We start from the raw sequence: 16,245 nt of genomic DNA, 5'->3' as shown, positions 1-16,245 counted from the left end.
ACGGATCGATGACGATCAGCACCGCGGGCCCGTTCCCCGCCACGGCCAACACGACCGTTCGCTGCGGCGACGTCGAACTCGCGGTGTTCGAATGCGGCGATCCCGAGGGAACGCCGATCCTGCTCGTGCACGGCTGGCCGGATACTCACATCCTGTGGAATCGCGTTGCCGCCGAGCTGGCCGACCGCTACCGGGTCATCGCGTTCGACAATCGCGGCGCGGGCGACAGCACGGTGCCCACCGAGGTCCAGGCTTATCGGATCGAGGAACTGGCCGCCGACGTGCGCGCCGTCGTAGACGCGGTGGCGCCCGGGCAGCGTGTGCACGTGCTCGGGCACGACTGGGGTTCGGTGATCGGCTGGGAACTCGTCAGCGACCCCGCGGCGGGCGACCGGATCGCGTCGTTCAGCTCGGTCTCCGGTCCCAACCTCGACTTTCTCGGCGCGTACCTGCGCGGCCCGTTCTCGGCGGCCCGGCTGCGTGGATCGCTCGCGCAGGGCATCGCCTCGGCCTACACCGTCGCCTTCCAGATCCCGGGCTTGCCCGATCCGGCGCTGCGCGCACTGTCCGGTCGCTGGCCGCGCTTCCTCGCTTTCTTCGACGGCCTCGACCCCGCACTGGTACAGACCGCGCCGACGTTGCGCGCCGACATGATCAACAACCTCAAGCTCTACCGTGCGAATATCCATGCGCACCTGCGCAATCCGCGCCCGCGCCCGGTGCCGGTCCCGGTGCAGCTGATCGTCTCCACCGGCGACAGGGCGGTGCGCCCGGTGGTGCACGCCGAGGCCGACCGGTGGGTGGCGGACCTGACCCGCACCGAGATCGAGGCCAGGCACTGGTCGCCGATCTCGCATCCCGATGCCCTCGCCGCGCGCACCGCCGAGTTCGTCGATCGGGTCGCGGTCTCCCGATGATCGCGGCGAGCGCTCGGCTCGGCGTGCTGAGCACATCTGAGAGTCCCTGAAACGGTCGCGAGGAAGACCCGACTCGTCGTCGGTCGATTTCTCGCAGCCATGAAGCCGTCAGGGGTGTCGTAGGTGCATTGTGGCGCGGGTCTACCAGTAGGATGGTGGCGTAACTAGCGGCGAACCTTCGGCGCGTTCCGCGCAGCCCCCGCGTGGGCCCGTGAATCTCGACCTGTCAAGACCCGGGCCCCGCTTGCGCTGTGGCGATCGCTGCGTCGGGGTCAGCAAGTAAGGAGAGCTACCGACCAGTGGCTGCCAAGGACTCCAACGATTCGACCAAGGCGACATCGGGCAAGCAGGATTACGGTGCCTCCTCCATCACCGTCCTCGAGGGACTCGAGGCGGTGCGCAAACGCCCCGGCATGTACATCGGCTCTACCGGTGAGCGCGGCCTGCACCACCTGATCTGGGAAGTGGTCGACAACTCCGTCGACGAGGCGATGGCGGGCTACGCGACCAAGGTCGAGGTGAGCCTGCTCGCCGACGGCGGCGTCGAGGTGGTCGACGACGGCCGCGGCATCCCGACCGGCATGCACGCGCAGGGCATCCCCACCATCGAGGTGGTCATGACCCAGCTGCACGCGGGCGGCAAGTTCGACTCCGACGCCTACGCGGTGTCGGGTGGTCTGCACGGCGTCGGCATCTCGGTGGTGAACGCGCTGTCCAGCCGGCTCGAGGCCGAGGTCGACCACGACGGTTACCACTGGACCCAGGAGTACAAGGACTCCAAGCCCGGCAAACTGATGCAGGGCGAGGCGACCAAGCGCACCGGAACCACCATCCGGTTCTGGCCGGATCCGGAGATCTTCGAGACCACGACCTTCAATTTCGAGACGGTCGCGCGGCGTCTGCAGGAGATGGCGTTCCTGAACAAGGGGCTCACCATCACCCTCACCGACCAGCGGGTCTCCGAGAACGAGATCACCGACGAAGTCGTCAGCGACACCGCCGAGGCGCCCAAGCACCTCGACGAGAACGCGCCCGTCACCGCGGAGCCGAAGGTCAAGGTCCGCACCTACCACTACCCGGGCGGGCTCGAGGACTTCGTCAAGCACCTCAACCGGACCAAGCAGCCGATCCACAACTCGGTGGTCGCCTTCACCGGCAAGGGCACCGGCCACGAGCTTGAGGTCGCCATGCAGTGGAACTCGGGTTACTCCGAGTCCGTGCACACCTTCGCCAACACCATCAACACCCACGAGGGCGGCACCCACGAAGAGGGCTTCCGCGCCGCGCTCACCACGGTGGTGAACAAGTACGCGAAGGACAAGAAGCTGCTCAAGGAGAAGGACGGCAACCTCACCGGCGACGACATCCGCGAGGGCCTCGCCGCGATCGTGAGCGTGAAGATCTCCGACCCGCAGTTCGAGGGCCAGACCAAGACCAAGCTCGGCAATACCGAGGTCAAGTCGTTCGTGCAGCGCACCTGCAACGAGCACCTCGCGCACTGGTTCGAGGCCAACCCGGCCGACGCGAAGACCATCGTGCAGAAGGCGGTCTCGTCGGCGCAGGCCCGCGTCGCGGCGCGCAAGGCGCGCGAGCTGGTGCGTCGCAAGTCCGCTACCGATCTGGGCGGTCTGCCCGGCAAGCTGGCCGACTGCCGCTCCAAGGACCCGAGCAAGTCCGAGATCTACATCGTCGAGGGCGACTCCGCCGGTGGCTCGGCCAAGTCCGGCCGCGACTCGATGTATCAGGCGATCCTTCCGCTGCGCGGCAAGATCATCAACGTCGAGAAGGCGCGCATCGACCGGGTCCTCAAGAACAACGAGGTCCAGTCGATCATCACCGCCTTCGGCACCGGCATCCACGACGAGTTCGACATCGCCAAGCTGCGCTATCACAAGATCGTGCTGATGGCCGACGCCGACGTGGACGGCCAGCACATCTCGACCCTGCTGCTGACCCTGCTGTTCCGCTTCATGCGGCCGCTGGTCGAGCACGGACACGTCTACCTGGCCCAGCCGCCGCTGTACAAGCTCAAGTGGCAGCGCAGTGATCCGGAGTTCGCCTACTCCGACCGGGAGCGCGACGGTCTGCTCGAGGCGGGCCTCGCGGCGGGCAAGAAGATCAACAAGGACGACGGCGTCCAGCGCTACAAGGGTCTCGGCGAGATGAACGCCAAGGAGCTGTGGGAGACCACGATGGACCCCGCGGTGCGGGTGCTTCGTCAAGTGACGCTCGATGACGCGGCCGCGGCCGACGAGCTGTTCTCCGTCCTGATGGGCGAGGACGTCGAGGCGCGTCGCAGCTTCATCACCCGCAATGCCAAGGACGTTCGCTTCCTCGACGTGTAGCCGGCGTGAGAACCCGCTGCCATTCAGCCTTTTCACGCCCCGCTAAGGAGACCGCATGACTGAGACAACGCTGCCCCCGAACGGTGGTGCAGGCGACCGGATCGAGCCGGTCGACATTCAGAACGAAATGCAGAGCAGCTACATCGATTACGCGATGAGCGTGATCGTGGGCCGCGCGCTGCCCGACGTGCGCGACGGCCTCAAGCCGGTGCACCGGCGCGTGCTCTACGCGATGTACGACAACGGCTACCGTCCCGACCGCGGCTACGTGAAGTCCGCGCGTCCGGTCGCCGAGACCATGGGTAACTACCACCCGCACGGTGACGCCTCGATCTACGACACCCTGGTCCGCATGGCCCAGCCGTGGTCGTTGCGCTACCCGCTGGTCGACGGCCAGGGCAACTTCGGCTCGCGCGGCAACGACGGCGCGGCCGCCATGCGGTACACCGAGTGCCGCCTGACGCCGCTCGCGATGGAGCTGCTGCGGGAAATCGACCACGAAACGGTCGATTTCACGCCGAACTACGACGGTCGTTCGCAGGAGCCGGTGGTTCTCCCCAGCCGGGTGCCGAACCTGTTGATGAACGGCTCCAACGGCATCGCGGTCGGCATGGCGACCAACATTCCGCCGCACAACCTCAACGAGCTCGCCGAGGCGATCTACTGGGCGCTGGAGAACCACGACGCGGACGAGGAGAGCACCCTCGCCGCGTGCATGGAGCGGGTCAAGGGTCCGGACTTCCCGACGCACGGCCTGATCGTCGGCAACCAGGGCATCAACGACGCCTACACGACCGGTCGCGGCTCGATCCGCATGCGCGGTGTGGTGGAGATCGAAGAGGACAACCGCGGTCGCACCACGATCGTCATCACCGAGCTGCCGTACCAGGTCAACACCGACAACTTCATCAACTCGATCGCCGAGCAGGTGAAAGACGGCAAGATCGCGGGTATCTCGGATATCCACGACGAGTCCTCCGACCGCGCGGGCATGCGAATCGTGGTGACGGTCAAGCGTGATGCCGTCGCCAAGGTGGTGCTGAACAACCTCTACAAGCACACCCAGCTGCAGACCAGCTTCGGCGCCAACATGCTGTCGATCGTCGACGGTGTGCCGCGCACACTGCGCCTGGACCAGATGATCCGGCTCTACGTCGATCACCAGTTGGAAGTCATCGTCCGGCGTACCCGCTACTTGCTGCGCAAGGCCGAGGAGCGGGCCCACATCCTGCGCGGCCTGGTCAAGGCGCTCGACGCGCTCGACGAGGTCATCGCGCTGATCCGGCGTTCGGCCAACACCGACACCGCGCGCACCGGCCTGATGCAGCTGCTCGAGATCGACGAGATCCAGGCCACCGCCATCCTCGACATGCAGCTGCGGCGCCTCTCCGCGCTGGAGCGGCAGAAGATCGTCGACGATCTGGCCAAGATCGAGAGCGAAATCGCCGACTACAAGGACATTCTCGACAAGCCGGAGCGGCAGCGCGCGATCGTGCGCGACGAGCTGGCCGAGATCGTCGAGAAGTACGGCGACGAGCGGCGCACCCGGATCATCGCGGCCGACGGCGACGTGGCCGACGAAGATCTGATCGCCCGCGAGGACGTGGTCGTCACCATCACCGAGACCGGCTACGCCAAGCGCACCAAGACCGATCTCTACCGCTCGCAGAAGCGCGGCGGCAAGGGCGTGCAGGGCGCGGGTCTCAAGCAGGACGACATCGTCAAGCACTTCTTCGTCACCTCGACGCACGACTGGCTGCTGTTCTTCACGAACAAGGGCCGGGTCTACCGCGCCAAGGCGTACGAGCTGCCCGAGGCCAACCGCACCGCGCGCGGTCAGCACGTGGCCAACCTGCTGGCTTTCCAGCCGGACGAGAAGATCGCCCAGATCATTCAGATCAAATCCTACGAAGACGCCCCGTATCTGGTGCTGGCCACGAAGAATGGCCTCGTGAAGAAATCGAGGCTGTCCGACTTCGATTCCAACCGCAGCGGCGGCATCGTCGCGGTGAACCTGCGCGACGAGGACGAGCTGGTCGGCGCCGTGCTCTGCTCGGCGGACGACGACCTGCTGCTCGTCTCGGCGCAGGGCCAGTCGATCCGCTTCTCGGCCACCGACGAGGCGCTGCGTCCGATGGGCCGCGCCACCTCCGGCGTGCAGGGCATGCGGTTCAACGCCGACGACGAGCTGTTGTCGCTCAACGTCGTTCGGCCCGAAACGTATCTGCTGGTCGCGACCTCGGGCGGCTACGCGAAGCGCACCGCCATCGAGGAGTACACCGCGCAGGGACGTGGCGGTAAAGGTGTATTGACTATCCAGTTCGACGCCCGGCGTGGCACTCTGGTCGGTGCGCTCATCGTCGACGACGAGGATGAGCTCTACGCGATCACGTCCGGCGGTGGAGTCATCCGGACGGCGGCAAAGCAGGTTCGCAAGGCGGGGCGACAGACCAAGGGCGTGCGATTGATGAACCTCGCCGAGGGCGATACGTTGCTTGCTATCGCGCGCAACGCCGACGAACCCGATCAGGTCGACGGTGGCGACGACTCCGGTTCCTCTCAGCAGTAACCCTCCAGCGGCGGCAACGAACGGATCTAAGGATTCCCATTGACCACTCCGAATCAGCCGAATGACGGGCACCCCACGAATGGTGTGACCGAGCGGATCGCACCGTCCCCGATTCCGCCGCGGCCGATCCCCAGGCCGGGCGCGCCCGAATCCGGACAGCCGGCCGGTGGCCAGCAGGGTGGCCAGCCGCAGCAGAATGCGGGCAAGCAAGGCGATTTCGCGCCGAAGCAGGGTGCACCGGAGTCCGGCGGCGCGAAGGAAGGGTTCGACCAGGAGACCGTGCGGATGGGCCCGTCCGCCGAACCAGGCGGCGGTCCCGACGGCCCGGAGAAGAAGGGGCCGGGCGGCGGTCAGGCGCAGTACAAGGACGGCTGGTCGCAGCTGCCCCAGCGCGAGCCGCAGTCCAACCTGTATCGGCCCGGTCAGGCGCCGGTCGCGGGCAGGCCGCCCGCGGGCGGTGGCGGGGTGGGCAACGGCGCGGCCGCCGCGGGCGGTGGCGGCGGGATGGGCAACGGCGCCGGTGGCGGCGCGGCAGTCGGCCTGGGCGGCGGCGCCACCAATGCCCGCACCACGGCCGACCTCGCGGCCAAGGCGGCGCGCAAGGAAGCGGCGATGGTGAAATCGGTCGGCATCGACGGACCCACCCGCAGCATCGCGCGGCCGGAACTCATCAAGGACATGCCCGACCTGTCCGAGATCCGGCACCCACTACCGCACCCCGAACCCGTCGGCATGGCCCCGCAGGGGCACATCTCGCCCGCGGCGCCGGTCGCGATGGCCGCGGCCGCCACCTCCGGTGAGCCGCTGCGCGCCACCGTGCAGATCCGCCGCATCGACCCCTGGTCGACGCTGAAGATCTCGCTGGTGATCAGCGTGGCGCTGTTCTTCGTGTGGATGCTCGCTGTCGGCCTGCTCTACATCGTGCTCGAGGGTATGGGCGTGTGGGAGCGCCTGAACAACACCTTCACCGACATGGTGTCCCAGGACAGCGGTTCGGTGGGCCTGATCGATGCGGGCACGGTGTTCGGCTACGCCGGCGTCATCGGGCTGATCAACGTGGTGCTGTTCACCGCGCTCGGCACGGTGGGCACGTTCATCTACAACCAGTGCTGCGATCTGGTCGGCGGCATCCAGGTCACCCTCGCGGACCCGGACTAGTCGCGCAGCCGGGCGAGTTCCGTCGACAGCTCCGCGCACAGTGGAGCGAAGGCGGAGGCACCCGAGCCGCGGAAGTTCTCGGCAACGGCCGGTATCAGCCCTTCGGGGTGGATACCGGCCGTTGCCGTGTGCGGCGAGGCATCGGCCTGTCGAGTCGGTTGCCCCCGCTGTCGCGGGCGGCTGGAAATTGCCCACTCCAGGCCCGCTACCAGCCGTTTTGGTTGAATCCGGTGGCGTCGGGTAACCTTTCTCCTCGGCGGGTTCAGGTTGGTATGTTCCAGTACACGACCCTGAACCGATGTCACACGGGCCTATAGCTCAGGCGGTTAGAGCGCTTCGCTGATAACGAAGAGGTCGGAGGTTCAAGTCCTCCTAGGCCCACTCCCATTCCGGTCTACGACCATTCTGGCGGTCCGACGCCATTTCCCGTAGGCAAGGGGCCTTAGCTCAATTGGCAGAGCACTGCCTTTGCAAGGCAGGGGTTAGGGGTTCGATTCCCCTAGGCTCCACAACACGTCTTTGTTGCGTCGCGTGATCGCGCTCCGGGCTGAGGTAACCGCCGTAAAATCGCACGCTCTCCGCTTTTTCGGGCCGCGATCGGCGCGCCCGTTCCGGGCCGAGGAACAGCTATCAGCTGTTGTTCTCGGCCTCGGATGGCGTCGTCCACATCGTTGCGGTAGTAGCGGCGGATCGAGCTCTCGTCAGCTGACCAAGTCAGCTATCACTCCGTAGAGAACCATCAGCGCTAATGAACCGATCAGCGCCCAGCTCACCCACACCCACCACATCCCTGGGCACTCCATCGGTTCCGGGCCGATCGCGCCCTTGAACAGATACAGCGAAGGTGAGCGGTAGTGGACAGTGGTTTGTTGACCGGACCGAACCGGTACGGCCGCATCGGCGAAACCGATGGGCTGTCGTTTGGACCAGGTCCTTCCCGACCAGAACCGATTGGGCCCGCCGGTGAAGACTTCGAGGTGGTGGACGCCGGGACCGACCGGAACCTGGGTGAGTCCCCATTTCGTCTCGCGCACTTCGATGCCGTTCACCAGGATATGGGGCCGCGCCGAGGCGTACGCGGGCCCCAGGAGCCAATAACGGTAGTACCCGGTATCCACCAGAATGCCTGTCGGCCCCGCCTCCGATCGGTATGCGTCTATCGGGTGGTGCGCGGTGCCGTGCTTCAGCGGAAGGCCTTGCGGTCCAATGGCAGACGGACCGTGCTCGATCGGTTCGCTTGCGCGCTGGTGCTCGCTCGGAAAATCGTTGTACAACTGGGACTCCATCCAATGAGCTAGGCGGGTTGTGCTTCCGGTTCCTCGTCCATGCCCATGAGATGCGCCATGAACTTCGCTGCGGGCTCCCGGTACGTTTTGAGGTCCATGAACGATTTCGCGAGATCTTTCAGGTAGACCGAGATCTCCAGGCTGTCCCGGGCGAAACGACGCAGCGCCGACGCGATGACGTGTCCGGCCGCCGCACCAGCGGTCACAGCGAGTTCGATCGTGTATCCGATCGCCGCACCGATCATGCTCGACAGGATGTCTCGCACCAAAGTGCGGGCGATGTCGACCCACTTCGACACAAGATCCATGGATGCACCGAGGCCGGCCGCAAGTCCAGCGGCCGTGCTGATCTTGTCGATGAGCTCGTTGGCGCGGTTGCGGTACGCGTCGCCCGCGCTGCCGGTCCACGTCGAGATGTCCGTTGTGAGGCCCGTCTTCCACGCCTCACCTATACCGGTCAGTTCTTTGGAAATTTCGAACCAGGACGTCGAGTACGCCTCGACCATGGTGGGATTACCCGCCAGCGATTCGAGGGCTTGGCGCATCGGCTCGATGTGCTCGAACATCCACCGTGCGATCTGGCCGCCGACGAATGCGAATGGATCGGTGATCGCTTCTGCTATGGACGCGCCGACACCGGCCGCGCCGAAGACGGACTCCCCAATGTTGCCCGCCCGGATGTTCCCGTAGATGTCCCAGGCATCCCCGGCCAACGTGCCTTTCGTTACCCCGATGCCGCCTAGTTCTTCGTCGCCCGCCAAGCCGACGTTCGACAGGAAAGAGACATCCTCCTGGTAGTACTGAGTGCGATGGTCGACGCCCTTGTCGATCAGGTCGTTCTCGGGCACCGGCTGGTCGTTGAAACTCATCGTGCCCCACTAGAGTTGCGGATCTGCTCTTGCAGTTCGGCGAGCGACGTCGCGATCTTTCCGTCGACGTCTTCGAACGTTGTTGCCACCGTCTTCAGGTTGTCCGGTAGGGCAGCGACAGTCTCCGAGAGCTTGCGCAGCGCGTCGACCATGCCGCGTTGATCGTCATCGAAGACCATTTTTACGAGGGGCCGGGGATAGGTACCGAATCCGTCATCAGCGGACCCGAGATAGCTCGCGGCCTCCAGCGACATGGTCAAGCTCGTCATCAGGGTCTCGAGCGAGGTCGCATGATTGCGTACTTCCTCGGGGTCGACCGACACGGCGTCAGGATTTCCCATGGTCAGATCAACCACGACTTTCGGTTGTAGTACGCATCGTCCTCGTCGCGCTCATCCGGGCGGACGATCTGGTCTCGATCGGGTTTCCGGCTTGTGGGCCGCGGCGGCGCATCCGACGGCGGCGCGGCCGACGGCCATCCGGAGGGTGTCTGCTGTGGCGTGTAGCTGGGCGTCTGCGGCGGATAAGTGGGCGTCTGCGGTGCCGTGTGGCTCGGCGCCTGCGGGGCAGAGGAAAGCGGCGTCGGCGATTGTGGTTCGGGATCGGGGAAACGCTGCGCGTACTGTCCGATGATGCCCGCACCGGGCCCGTCATCGCCGACCATCTCATGCACGAGGGCCGTGACATTGCTGCGCAGCTTGGCCTGAGCGCTGCGCAGGCACGACATGATGGCCGAGGAAACGGCGGCGGGATCCATACCCCTGGTGCTTGCTGCCAAGTGGATCGCGGTCGGCACGCCATTGCTGTCGACCGTCACGCCGATCCGGTTGTCGCTGGTGGACTCGGTGATCGTCAGTGCCGCCATCCGGCCCTGCAAATCCTGATATTTCTGTGCTTTGCGCTCGAGATTCTCCGCCCAGCGGGTCAAATTCTCGGCGGCGTCGCCGAGATCCTCGCCGATCATCGGACTCCCCTTCCCTCTCCCATGACGTCACGGCATACCCGGATGCGCCGGGGCCGGACGTTACCATCACGAACTTCCTTGCGGCCGAACGAAAAGGGCCGATCCTTCGGTGGCGCTTCGCGGCGGCTCGGGAGCGAAGACTTCTGTGCGCACAGGTGTTCGCTCGTTGTCTATGACGCGCCCGCGCGGCATTCGGTTCCGGCCGTGTGCCGAGTAGGGTGGGGACCATGAAACTTCTTCTCACGGTCGGTGTCGTGGTCGCGGTTCTCTTCGGAATCACCAAGCTGCGCAAGCGCGACGAAGCGGACTTGTGGCACGAGGTCACCACTCGCTGAAATCCATTCCAGCCACGGGGCTCACTCCATCCCAGCTACGGGGCACGGGGCCTTAGCTCAATTGGCAGAGCACTGCCTTTGCAAGGCAGGGGTTAGGGGTTCGATTCCCCTAGGCTCCACGCATATCGGCGCGCGCTTCCGTGAGCACGCGCCGATTCCCGTTTTCGGCTAGAGGTCGACCGCGAGGGCGCGCAGGCGCGCGAGGGTGGGGGCGTCGGGCCAGTTTCTGGCCAGGTAGCGGGGCGGGTTCAAGGTGGGGACCGGGGTGAGCTCGGTGACGGCCGCGAGGGTGGCGAAGGGGATGGCGAGGGTTTCGACGATCTCGTTGTTCTCGTCGGTCAGGCAGAGATCGATGTAGTCGGCTTCGGGGAGCAGCGTCTCGACCTCGGCCGCCCAGGGGGCAATGGTGTAGGAACCGCTGTCGCCGGCCGCGAAGTGGAGCTCGGAGGGATAGGCAGGGTCGATGCCGTAGGGGGCGAAGCCGTCCTCCTCGTCCAGCGCCTCGATGAGCTCGCCCTGCTGGGCGTGGTACTCGGTGCTGGCCAGACCGCCGCGCGCCCGGTGGGCGGCGTGCAGCTGCGGGTGCGGGCCCGCCAGGTCGAACGGGACGACCACGCCGTTCCCGTTGGTGGTGTAGGCCTGGGGTGAGAGGCGCCGCACCGCGTCGACGTATTGCTCCTCGGCGGCGTCGAAGAGGTGCGCGAGGAGTTCGGGTTCGTCCAGCGCGAGGATGAGGCATTCGTCCTCAGGGATGAAGGCGACGGCGCGGCGACCCTCGGCGCCCAGCGAGGACAGCCAGCCGGGCAGCAACAGCCAGGAGGTCGCGTAGAGGTCGCCGGTGTCGACGATGCGGGAGTAGCCGCCCTCCTCCAGCTCGAGGGCGGGCGCCTTTTCGGCGAGGTTCTCGCGCGCGGCGTCGAACACTTCGTAGGGGGTGATGCCCCAGCTCTTCACGTGATCGTTCGTGACGATCACGCGCCTGTCGGGCAGGTCGATCACGATCAGTTCGTCGACGAAGGGAAAGGCAGGCCGGGAGAGCGGCCGAAAACCGAGCCCTCCGTAAGTGGACGGGCGCAGCGCCGGAAAGATCATGGGCCGGACCGATTCCCAATACGTGGGCACCTCGTCGTCGGCGGTCAGCGCCCTGAGGAATCGCGTGACGCGCTCCGAACGGTCCTCCGGCGTCGTCTCGGCGGTGTCGCGGAAGATGTTGTGCAGGTTGATGACCAGGCCGTCGGGCAGTTCGAAGCAGAACTCGCCGGGCTGATACTTCGCGCCCTCGATGCCGAGATCGTCGAGGTGTCGGCGCACGAGAGCGGCGAACTCGCTCCGCATTGGCTGTCGTGAATTATCCACTCGGCCAAACGTAATCGCCGATACCGACAGTCGCAGTACAGCGTGTTCATCGGCCGTCACATGCCGACGCAGTCGATGATCGGTGCGGGATAGTCGGCGTCCGCGCGCCACGGTGTGTGGATCATCGGGCCATCGAGGTGCGCGAGTTCCGGGATCCAACGCCGGACGTAATCCCCTTCGGGGTCGTAGCGTTTGGCTTGGCGCAGCGGGTTCAGTACTCGGTTCGGCCTGGTGTCGGTGCCGGTGCCCGCCACCCACTGCCAGTTGAGCTGGTTGTTGGCGAGATCGGCGTCGACGAGCCAGTGCAGAAAATGGTCCGCGCCGATGCGCCAGTGCACCCGAAGGGATTTGGTGAGGAAGCTGGCCGCGATCAGTCGCGCTCGGCCCGGCATCCAGCCTTCGGCGCGCAGTTGCCGCATGCCCGCGTCGACGATCGGGTAGCCGGTGCGTCCTTCTCGCCACGCGTCCACCGCCTCCGGATCGTCGCGCCAGCGGATCGGTCGCGCGCGATAGTCGTGCCAGGCGGCGTCGGGCCGGGCGGCGAGGAGTTGGTGGTGGAAATCGCGCCAGGCCAGCTGCCTGGCGAAGGCGTGCCCGCCCTCGGTCGACATGTCGACTCGGCGCACCACCTCGGTGGGGGAGAGGCAGCCGAAGTGCAGGTAAGGCGAGAGCCGGGAGGTGGCATCGGCGGCCAGATCGTCGCTGTGCCGCGCGTACCCGGCGAGCGGGCCGGACAGCCAGTCGCGGAGCAGTTTTCGGCCCGTGGTCTCGCCGCCCACGGTCAGCTGCGGTGACGGCTCGCCCGAGCTCAGGTCGCCGGGATCGGGCAGCGCGTCACCGGAGATCCGCGGCAGGGTGAGGGCGCGCGGTGTGCCGAGCGGCTTGCGCTGATGTGTTTCCGTCCAGCGCCGGAAGTAGGGGGTGAAGACCGCGAAGTGATCGCGGCCGGTCGACGGCGTCAGCAGCTCGGGGTCGGTCGCCGTGACCGTGGCGGCGTGCGCGTGCACCCGACAGTCGCCGCGCCGCAGTCGGTCTCGTAACGCTTGTTCGCGCGCGCGGCTGTACCGGCTCACGTCCTCGGCGAGATGCACGCTCGCCGCGCCGATTTCGGCGACGAGCCGGTCGACCTCGTCCACGACGTCGCCGCGGCGCAGCACCAGCCGTCCGCCGATGGCGTGCAGTTCGTCGTCGAGTTCGGCCAGTGCGGCGGCGAGGAAGTGAGCGCGGTTGGGCGGGCAGTGATCCGGCACCAGGTCGCGATCGACGACGAACAGCGGAACCACCGCGTCGCCTTCCCGGTGCGCCGCCGTGAGCACCGGATTGTCGTGCACTCGCAGGTCGCGGGTGAACAGCGCCACCGTGGTGGTCATCGGCCGCCTCCGCACCGCCGCCGCGGGCCCCACGAGGGACGCGCCGCGCCGGCACGGGCGGCTCTGCCGCACCGGCGCGAACGCGGCCCTCGCGGGGACCGCACCAGCTCGAACCTCATGTCGCGCACAGTGGTTCGATCGCGGACAGCCCGCCGGTGGTGGGCGAGGTGAGATACGTACACGGGTCCTGGCCCGCCGCGATGATCGCCGCGCGTACGTCTGCCCATCCCCGCGGGTCGAGTGCGGGATCGCGGGCCAGCACGAATCCTGAGCTCCGGGTCGGGTTGGTGACGACGGCCCACGAGTAGTCCGGGCCGAGCGCGGTGACGATGTAGTTCGTCGGCCCGTTCGGCTGGTCCTGGGTCGGCACGCCGGGGAAGCTGACGTGCAGCTGCGCGCCCGTGGCTCGATCGTTGACCGTCGCGGTGCCGCGGATTTCGTTGACCGCGCCCGTCCACGTGATGCACCGATTGTGCACGGCGATGTCGCCACGCGGATCGAGCGCGTAGTCGGCGGTGGTGTCGCGGGCGCAGGCCAGGTTGAAGTACTGGGGGATCGCGGCGAGCTGACGCCACTGTCCGAGGTAGCGGTCCAGCTCCAAACTGGATACCGGGGCGGGCGGTTCGGCCGCCGCCGTTCCGGCGGCCGCGCCCGCCGCCACGACGACAGAAGCCAGGCGCACACACCACCACGCTGTTCGGCGAGAGTCCATGACAGCTCCTCGGGTCGGTGACACTCGCCATGCTATCAGTCAACGATGCATAAACGATGCAAAAAGTTCATCAGGAACGACGCGAATCCGGGCGTCCGTGCTCAGCGGGACGGTGTCGACCGGGCAGAATGAGACGATGCCCGCCGGTTCCGTTCCCACCTCCGACGCGGCCGGTTACACGGTGCGCGCGGTGGCCGAGCGTCTCGGTATCCCGACCGCGACGCTGCGCAGCTGGAACCGGCGCTACCGGATCGGGCCCGCCCAGGACCGGCCCGGCCGCCACCGGCTCTACTCCGAGACCGACATCGCGGTGCTGGAGCGCATGCTCGCGCTGATCCAGGGTGGTGCGAGCCCGGCAGGCGCCGCCGCGGCCGCGCGCGGACCCGCGCTCGGGCTCGGCGACCGGGACGCGTTGCTCGCCGCCGCGTTCGCCCTGGAGACCGGCACGGTCAGCGCGCTGGTGGAATCGCACCTCCGCGCTTACGGCGTCGTCGACACCTGGGAACGGTTGTGCCGTCCCGCTTTCGCCGACATCGTCGCGCGGCAGGGCGGCGGCGAGGGCTGCGTGGATGTCGAGCATCTATTGTCCTGGTGCGTCGCGGCCGCGATGCAGCGCACCAATCCGCCGGTCGGCCCCGCGAGCGCCGTGCTCGCCTGTACGAGCGGCGAAACGCACGCGCTGCCGCTCGACGTGCTGCGGGCCGCGCTGGCCGAACGCGGGGTCGGCGCCCGGATGCTCGGCCCCGATGTGCCGACCGCGGCGCTCGTCGACGCCTTGGCCCGGCCCGCGAAACCGGCCGCGGTGCTGCTCTGGTCGCAGCGCGAGTCGACGGCGCTGACTTCTGCGGTGCGCGCGTGTCTCGCGGCGGGGGCCCGGGTGTTCGCAGGAGGTCCCGGCTGGGACGACGTGATCCTGCCCGATGCCGCCGAGCGGGTGGAAAGTCTCGCCGCGGCGGTGGATCGGCTGCGCTGAGAGCGACCGGCGGCGAGTCGGCCCAGCGGATTTCACCGTGGGATTCGGCCGAGCAGGTGACGCAGGGTCGCGTCGAGGTCGGGAGTTCGGAACATGTGGCCCGCGGCGACCAGCCGGGTCGGTAGCACGCGCTGGTCGGCGGCGGCCAGTTCACGCGCGCCCTGCCTGCCGAGCAGCAGGGCCGGACCGAAGTCGGGCACCGGCAGCAGGGCGGGACGGTGCAGCACGTGCGCGAGCACCTCCGTGTATTCGCTGTTGCGGACCGGCTGCGGCGCAACGGCATTGATCGGGCCCGCGAGGGATTCGTCCCAGAGCGCGCGGTGGTACACGTCGACCAGGTCGTCCAGCCCGATCCAGGACAGCCATTGGCGCCCGTCGCCGATCCGGCCGCCGAGGCCCGCACCGAACAGCGGACGCAGCAACCGCAAGGTGCCGCCCCGCGGGGATTGCACGATGCCGGTGCGGACCCGGATCGTGCGGATGCCCGCGTCTTCGGCGGGGCCGGTGGCCGCCTCCCAATCCGCGACCACCTCGGCGAGGAAGCCGTCGCCACGGTCGGCTTCCTCGGTGAGCGTCTCGTCGCCGCGGTCGTAGCCGTACAAGCCGATGGCGGAGGCGCTGACGAAGGTCGAAAGTCCGGATCGCGCGGCGAGTTCGGCGAGCTTGCGTGTCGGTCCGATCCTGCTCTCGCGGACGGCCCGCTTGTGGTCCTCGGTGAACCGTCCCGCGATCGACGCGCCCGCCAGGTGCACCACCGCATCCACACCGTCGAACAGCGCGGGATCCGGATCGGCGGGGTCCCATCGGCGTTCGTCCGGCGTGCGCGCCGGATGACGGACGAGGCGAAGCACGCGGTGACCACCGGTGCTCAGGAAGGCGCACAGCGCGGTGCCGATCAGGCCCGATGCCCCGGTCACCGCGATGGTCGTCGTGCCGAAGCCGTGCTCGGCGGCGCGGCGGTGCGCGAGCAGGTCGTCGGCGAGCTGGCGGTATCGGTAGTCGAACGTCGGCCGCAGGACGAATTCGGGGATCGGTGTGTCCACCCGATCGATCACGCGGGTGTGCCGTGCGTCGACCTCTTCGAATTCGTGCACGTGCCGCCAGCGCAGCAGCCGGGCCGCCGGCTCGGAGGCGAGGCCGTCCGCGGTGACGGCGTCGACGAAACGCCGCGGCGGCTGGTAGCCGTCGGGATCGTGCCTGGCCACCCAGCGCAGCCCGCCGGGCAGGCCGAGCACCGCGCGTCCGTCGGCGAGGGAATCGGTCTCGGCGATCAGGGAGACGGGCTGCCACGGCGGCGCGAGCCTGGTGAAGGCGCCGGGGCGGGCGTACCAGGCGAAGACCTCGGACCGGGGCGCGGCGACAACGCTCGAGCAGGCGATGGCCATGCCTCG

General features: G+C 67.6%; 14 protein-coding genes and 3 tRNA genes. 9 read left to right on the top strand and 8 right to left on the bottom strand.

Annotation, left to right across the window (positions count from 1 at the left end; translation table 11 throughout):
• Positions 1-8 precede the first annotated feature (8 nt).
• The 6 genes from AC3EO7_RS28140 (at position 9) to AC3EO7_RS28115 (ending at position 7,498) form a co-directional block, all read left to right on the top strand.
• The gene (locus tag AC3EO7_RS28140; protein WP_435592875.1) at positions 9-917 is read left to right on the top strand and encodes an alpha/beta fold hydrolase; all 909 of its coding nucleotides are present in this window, start codon (positions 9-11) and stop codon (positions 915-917) included.
• Positions 918-1,216: 299 nt separating this feature from the next.
• Positions 1,217-3,262, top strand: coding sequence for a DNA topoisomerase (ATP-hydrolyzing) subunit B (gyrB, locus tag AC3EO7_RS28135; RefSeq protein ID WP_435592874.1), 2,046 nt, complete (start codon positions 1,217-1,219; stop codon positions 3,260-3,262).
• 55 nt (positions 3,263-3,317) lie between these two features.
• A complete protein-coding gene (gyrA, locus tag AC3EO7_RS28130) occupies positions 3,318-5,831 on the top strand; it encodes a DNA gyrase subunit A (RefSeq protein WP_431972425.1) in 2,514 nt (837 codons plus the stop codon).
• Positions 5,832-5,870: 39 nt separating this feature from the next.
• Positions 5,871-6,989 carry a DUF3566 domain-containing protein gene (locus AC3EO7_RS28125; RefSeq protein ID WP_431972427.1) on the top strand — a complete coding sequence of 373 codons (1,119 nt, stop codon included), beginning with the start codon at positions 5,871-5,873 and terminating at the stop codon, positions 6,987-6,989.
• Positions 6,990-7,296: 307 nt separating this feature from the next.
• Positions 7,297-7,370: transfer RNA gene (locus AC3EO7_RS28120), tRNA-Ile, on the top strand.
• 55 nt (positions 7,371-7,425) lie between these two features.
• Positions 7,426-7,498 (top strand) — tRNA-Ala (locus tag AC3EO7_RS28115).
• Positions 7,499-7,690: 192 nt separating this feature from the next.
• Here the strand turns inward: AC3EO7_RS28115 and AC3EO7_RS28110 are convergent.
• From AC3EO7_RS28110 to AC3EO7_RS28095, 4 genes are read right to left on the bottom strand one after another with little or no spacing between them, the layout of a single operon-like run.
• Positions 7,691-8,275 (bottom strand): hypothetical protein, encoded by a 585-nt coding sequence (locus AC3EO7_RS28110; protein ID WP_435592873.1) that lies wholly within the window; start codon positions 8,273-8,275, stop codon positions 7,691-7,693.
• An 8-nt stretch (positions 8,276-8,283) separates the two neighbouring features.
• The gene (locus AC3EO7_RS28105) at positions 8,284-9,144 is read right to left on the bottom strand and encodes a hypothetical protein (RefSeq protein WP_435592872.1); all 861 of its coding nucleotides are present in this window, start codon (positions 9,142-9,144) and stop codon (positions 8,284-8,286) included.
• Positions 9,141-9,500 carry a WXG100 family type VII secretion target gene (locus AC3EO7_RS28100; protein ID WP_435592871.1) on the bottom strand — a complete coding sequence of 120 codons (360 nt, stop codon included), beginning with the start codon at positions 9,498-9,500 and terminating at the stop codon, positions 9,141-9,143. The genes AC3EO7_RS28105 and AC3EO7_RS28100 overlap by 4 nt, the downstream gene beginning before the upstream one ends.
• Positions 9,488-10,108 (bottom strand): YbaB/EbfC family nucleoid-associated protein, encoded by a 621-nt coding sequence (locus AC3EO7_RS28095; RefSeq protein WP_431972431.1) that lies wholly within the window; start codon positions 10,106-10,108, stop codon positions 9,488-9,490. Before AC3EO7_RS28095 ends, AC3EO7_RS28100 begins: the two co-directional genes overlap by 13 nt.
• A 227-nt stretch (positions 10,109-10,335) precedes the next feature.
• On the opposite strand from AC3EO7_RS28095, the gene AC3EO7_RS28090 reads away from it, so the two are divergent.
• Together AC3EO7_RS28090 and AC3EO7_RS28085 are read left to right on the top strand one after the other, a co-directional pair.
• Entirely contained in the window at positions 10,336-10,443 is a 108-nt protein-coding gene (locus AC3EO7_RS28090) for a DLW-39 family protein (RefSeq protein WP_357407440.1), read from the top strand.
• A 46-nt stretch (positions 10,444-10,489) separates the two neighbouring features.
• Positions 10,490-10,562 (top strand) — tRNA-Ala (locus AC3EO7_RS28085).
• A 49-nt stretch (positions 10,563-10,611) separates the two neighbouring features.
• Here AC3EO7_RS28085 and AC3EO7_RS28080 read toward each other — a convergent pair.
• The 3 genes from AC3EO7_RS28080 to AC3EO7_RS28070 form a co-directional block, all read right to left on the bottom strand.
• A complete protein-coding gene (locus tag AC3EO7_RS28080) occupies positions 10,612-11,778 on the bottom strand; it encodes a DUF1444 domain-containing protein (protein ID WP_435592870.1) in 1,167 nt (388 codons plus the stop codon).
• Positions 11,779-11,855: 77 nt separating this feature from the next.
• Positions 11,856-13,169 (bottom strand): cryptochrome/photolyase family protein, encoded by a 1,314-nt coding sequence (locus AC3EO7_RS28075; protein WP_435592869.1) that lies wholly within the window; start codon positions 13,167-13,169, stop codon positions 11,856-11,858.
• A gap of 115 nt (positions 13,170-13,284) precedes the next feature.
• Entirely contained in the window at positions 13,285-13,881 is a 597-nt protein-coding gene (locus AC3EO7_RS28070; protein ID WP_435592868.1) for a lipocalin family protein, read from the bottom strand.
• Between the two features lie 136 nt (positions 13,882-14,017).
• On the opposite strand from AC3EO7_RS28070, the gene AC3EO7_RS28065 reads away from it, so the two are divergent.
• On the top strand, positions 14,018-14,854 hold the full coding sequence (locus AC3EO7_RS28065) for a MerR family transcriptional regulator (RefSeq protein WP_435592867.1): 837 nt from the start codon (positions 14,018-14,020) through the stop codon (positions 14,852-14,854).
• 32 nt (positions 14,855-14,886) lie between these two features.
• On the opposite strand, the gene AC3EO7_RS28060 is transcribed toward AC3EO7_RS28065, so the two are convergent.
• A complete protein-coding gene (locus AC3EO7_RS28060) occupies positions 14,887-16,239 on the bottom strand; it encodes a TIGR01777 family oxidoreductase (protein WP_435592866.1) in 1,353 nt (450 codons plus the stop codon).
• Between the last annotated feature and the right edge of the window lie 6 nt (positions 16,240-16,245).

The organism is Nocardia sp. bgisy118, assembly GCF_057708605.1.
Note: the sequence above shows the minus strand (reverse complement) of the source record. Positions and strands in the feature narration are given on the sequence as shown.

Bases quoted from the DNA above. Each gene is read 5' to 3' on its own strand.
- AC3EO7_RS28140 (WP_435592875.1), top strand. From the start codon at position 9: ATGACGATCAGCACCGCGGGCCCGTTCCCCGCCACGGCCAACACGACC.
- gyrA (WP_431972425.1), top strand. From the start codon at position 3,318: ATGACTGAGACAACGCTGCCCCCGAACGGTGGTGCAGGCGACCGGATC.
- AC3EO7_RS28110 (WP_435592873.1), bottom strand. From the start codon at position 8,275: ATGGAGTCCCAGTTGTACAACGATTTTCCGAGCGAGCACCAGCGCGCA.
- AC3EO7_RS28105 (WP_435592872.1), bottom strand. From the start codon at position 9,144: ATGAGTTTCAACGACCAGCCGGTGCCCGAGAACGACCTGATCGACAAG.
- AC3EO7_RS28095 (WP_431972431.1), bottom strand. From the start codon at position 10,108: ATGATCGGCGAGGATCTCGGCGACGCCGCCGAGAATTTGACCCGCTGG.
- AC3EO7_RS28090 (WP_357407440.1), top strand. From the start codon at position 10,336: ATGAAACTTCTTCTCACGGTCGGTGTCGTGGTCGCGGTTCTCTTCGGA.
- AC3EO7_RS28080 (WP_435592870.1), bottom strand. From the start codon at position 11,778: ATGCGGAGCGAGTTCGCCGCTCTCGTGCGCCGACACCTCGACGATCTC.
- AC3EO7_RS28075 (WP_435592869.1), bottom strand. From the start codon at position 13,169: ATGACCACCACGGTGGCGCTGTTCACCCGCGACCTGCGAGTGCACGAC.
- AC3EO7_RS28070 (WP_435592868.1), bottom strand. From the start codon at position 13,881: ATGGACTCTCGCCGAACAGCGTGGTGGTGTGTGCGCCTGGCTTCTGTC.
- AC3EO7_RS28065 (WP_435592867.1), top strand. From the start codon at position 14,018: ATGCCCGCCGGTTCCGTTCCCACCTCCGACGCGGCCGGTTACACGGTG.
- AC3EO7_RS28060 (WP_435592866.1), bottom strand. From the start codon at position 16,239: ATGGCCATCGCCTGCTCGAGCGTTGTCGCCGCGCCCCGGTCCGAGGTC.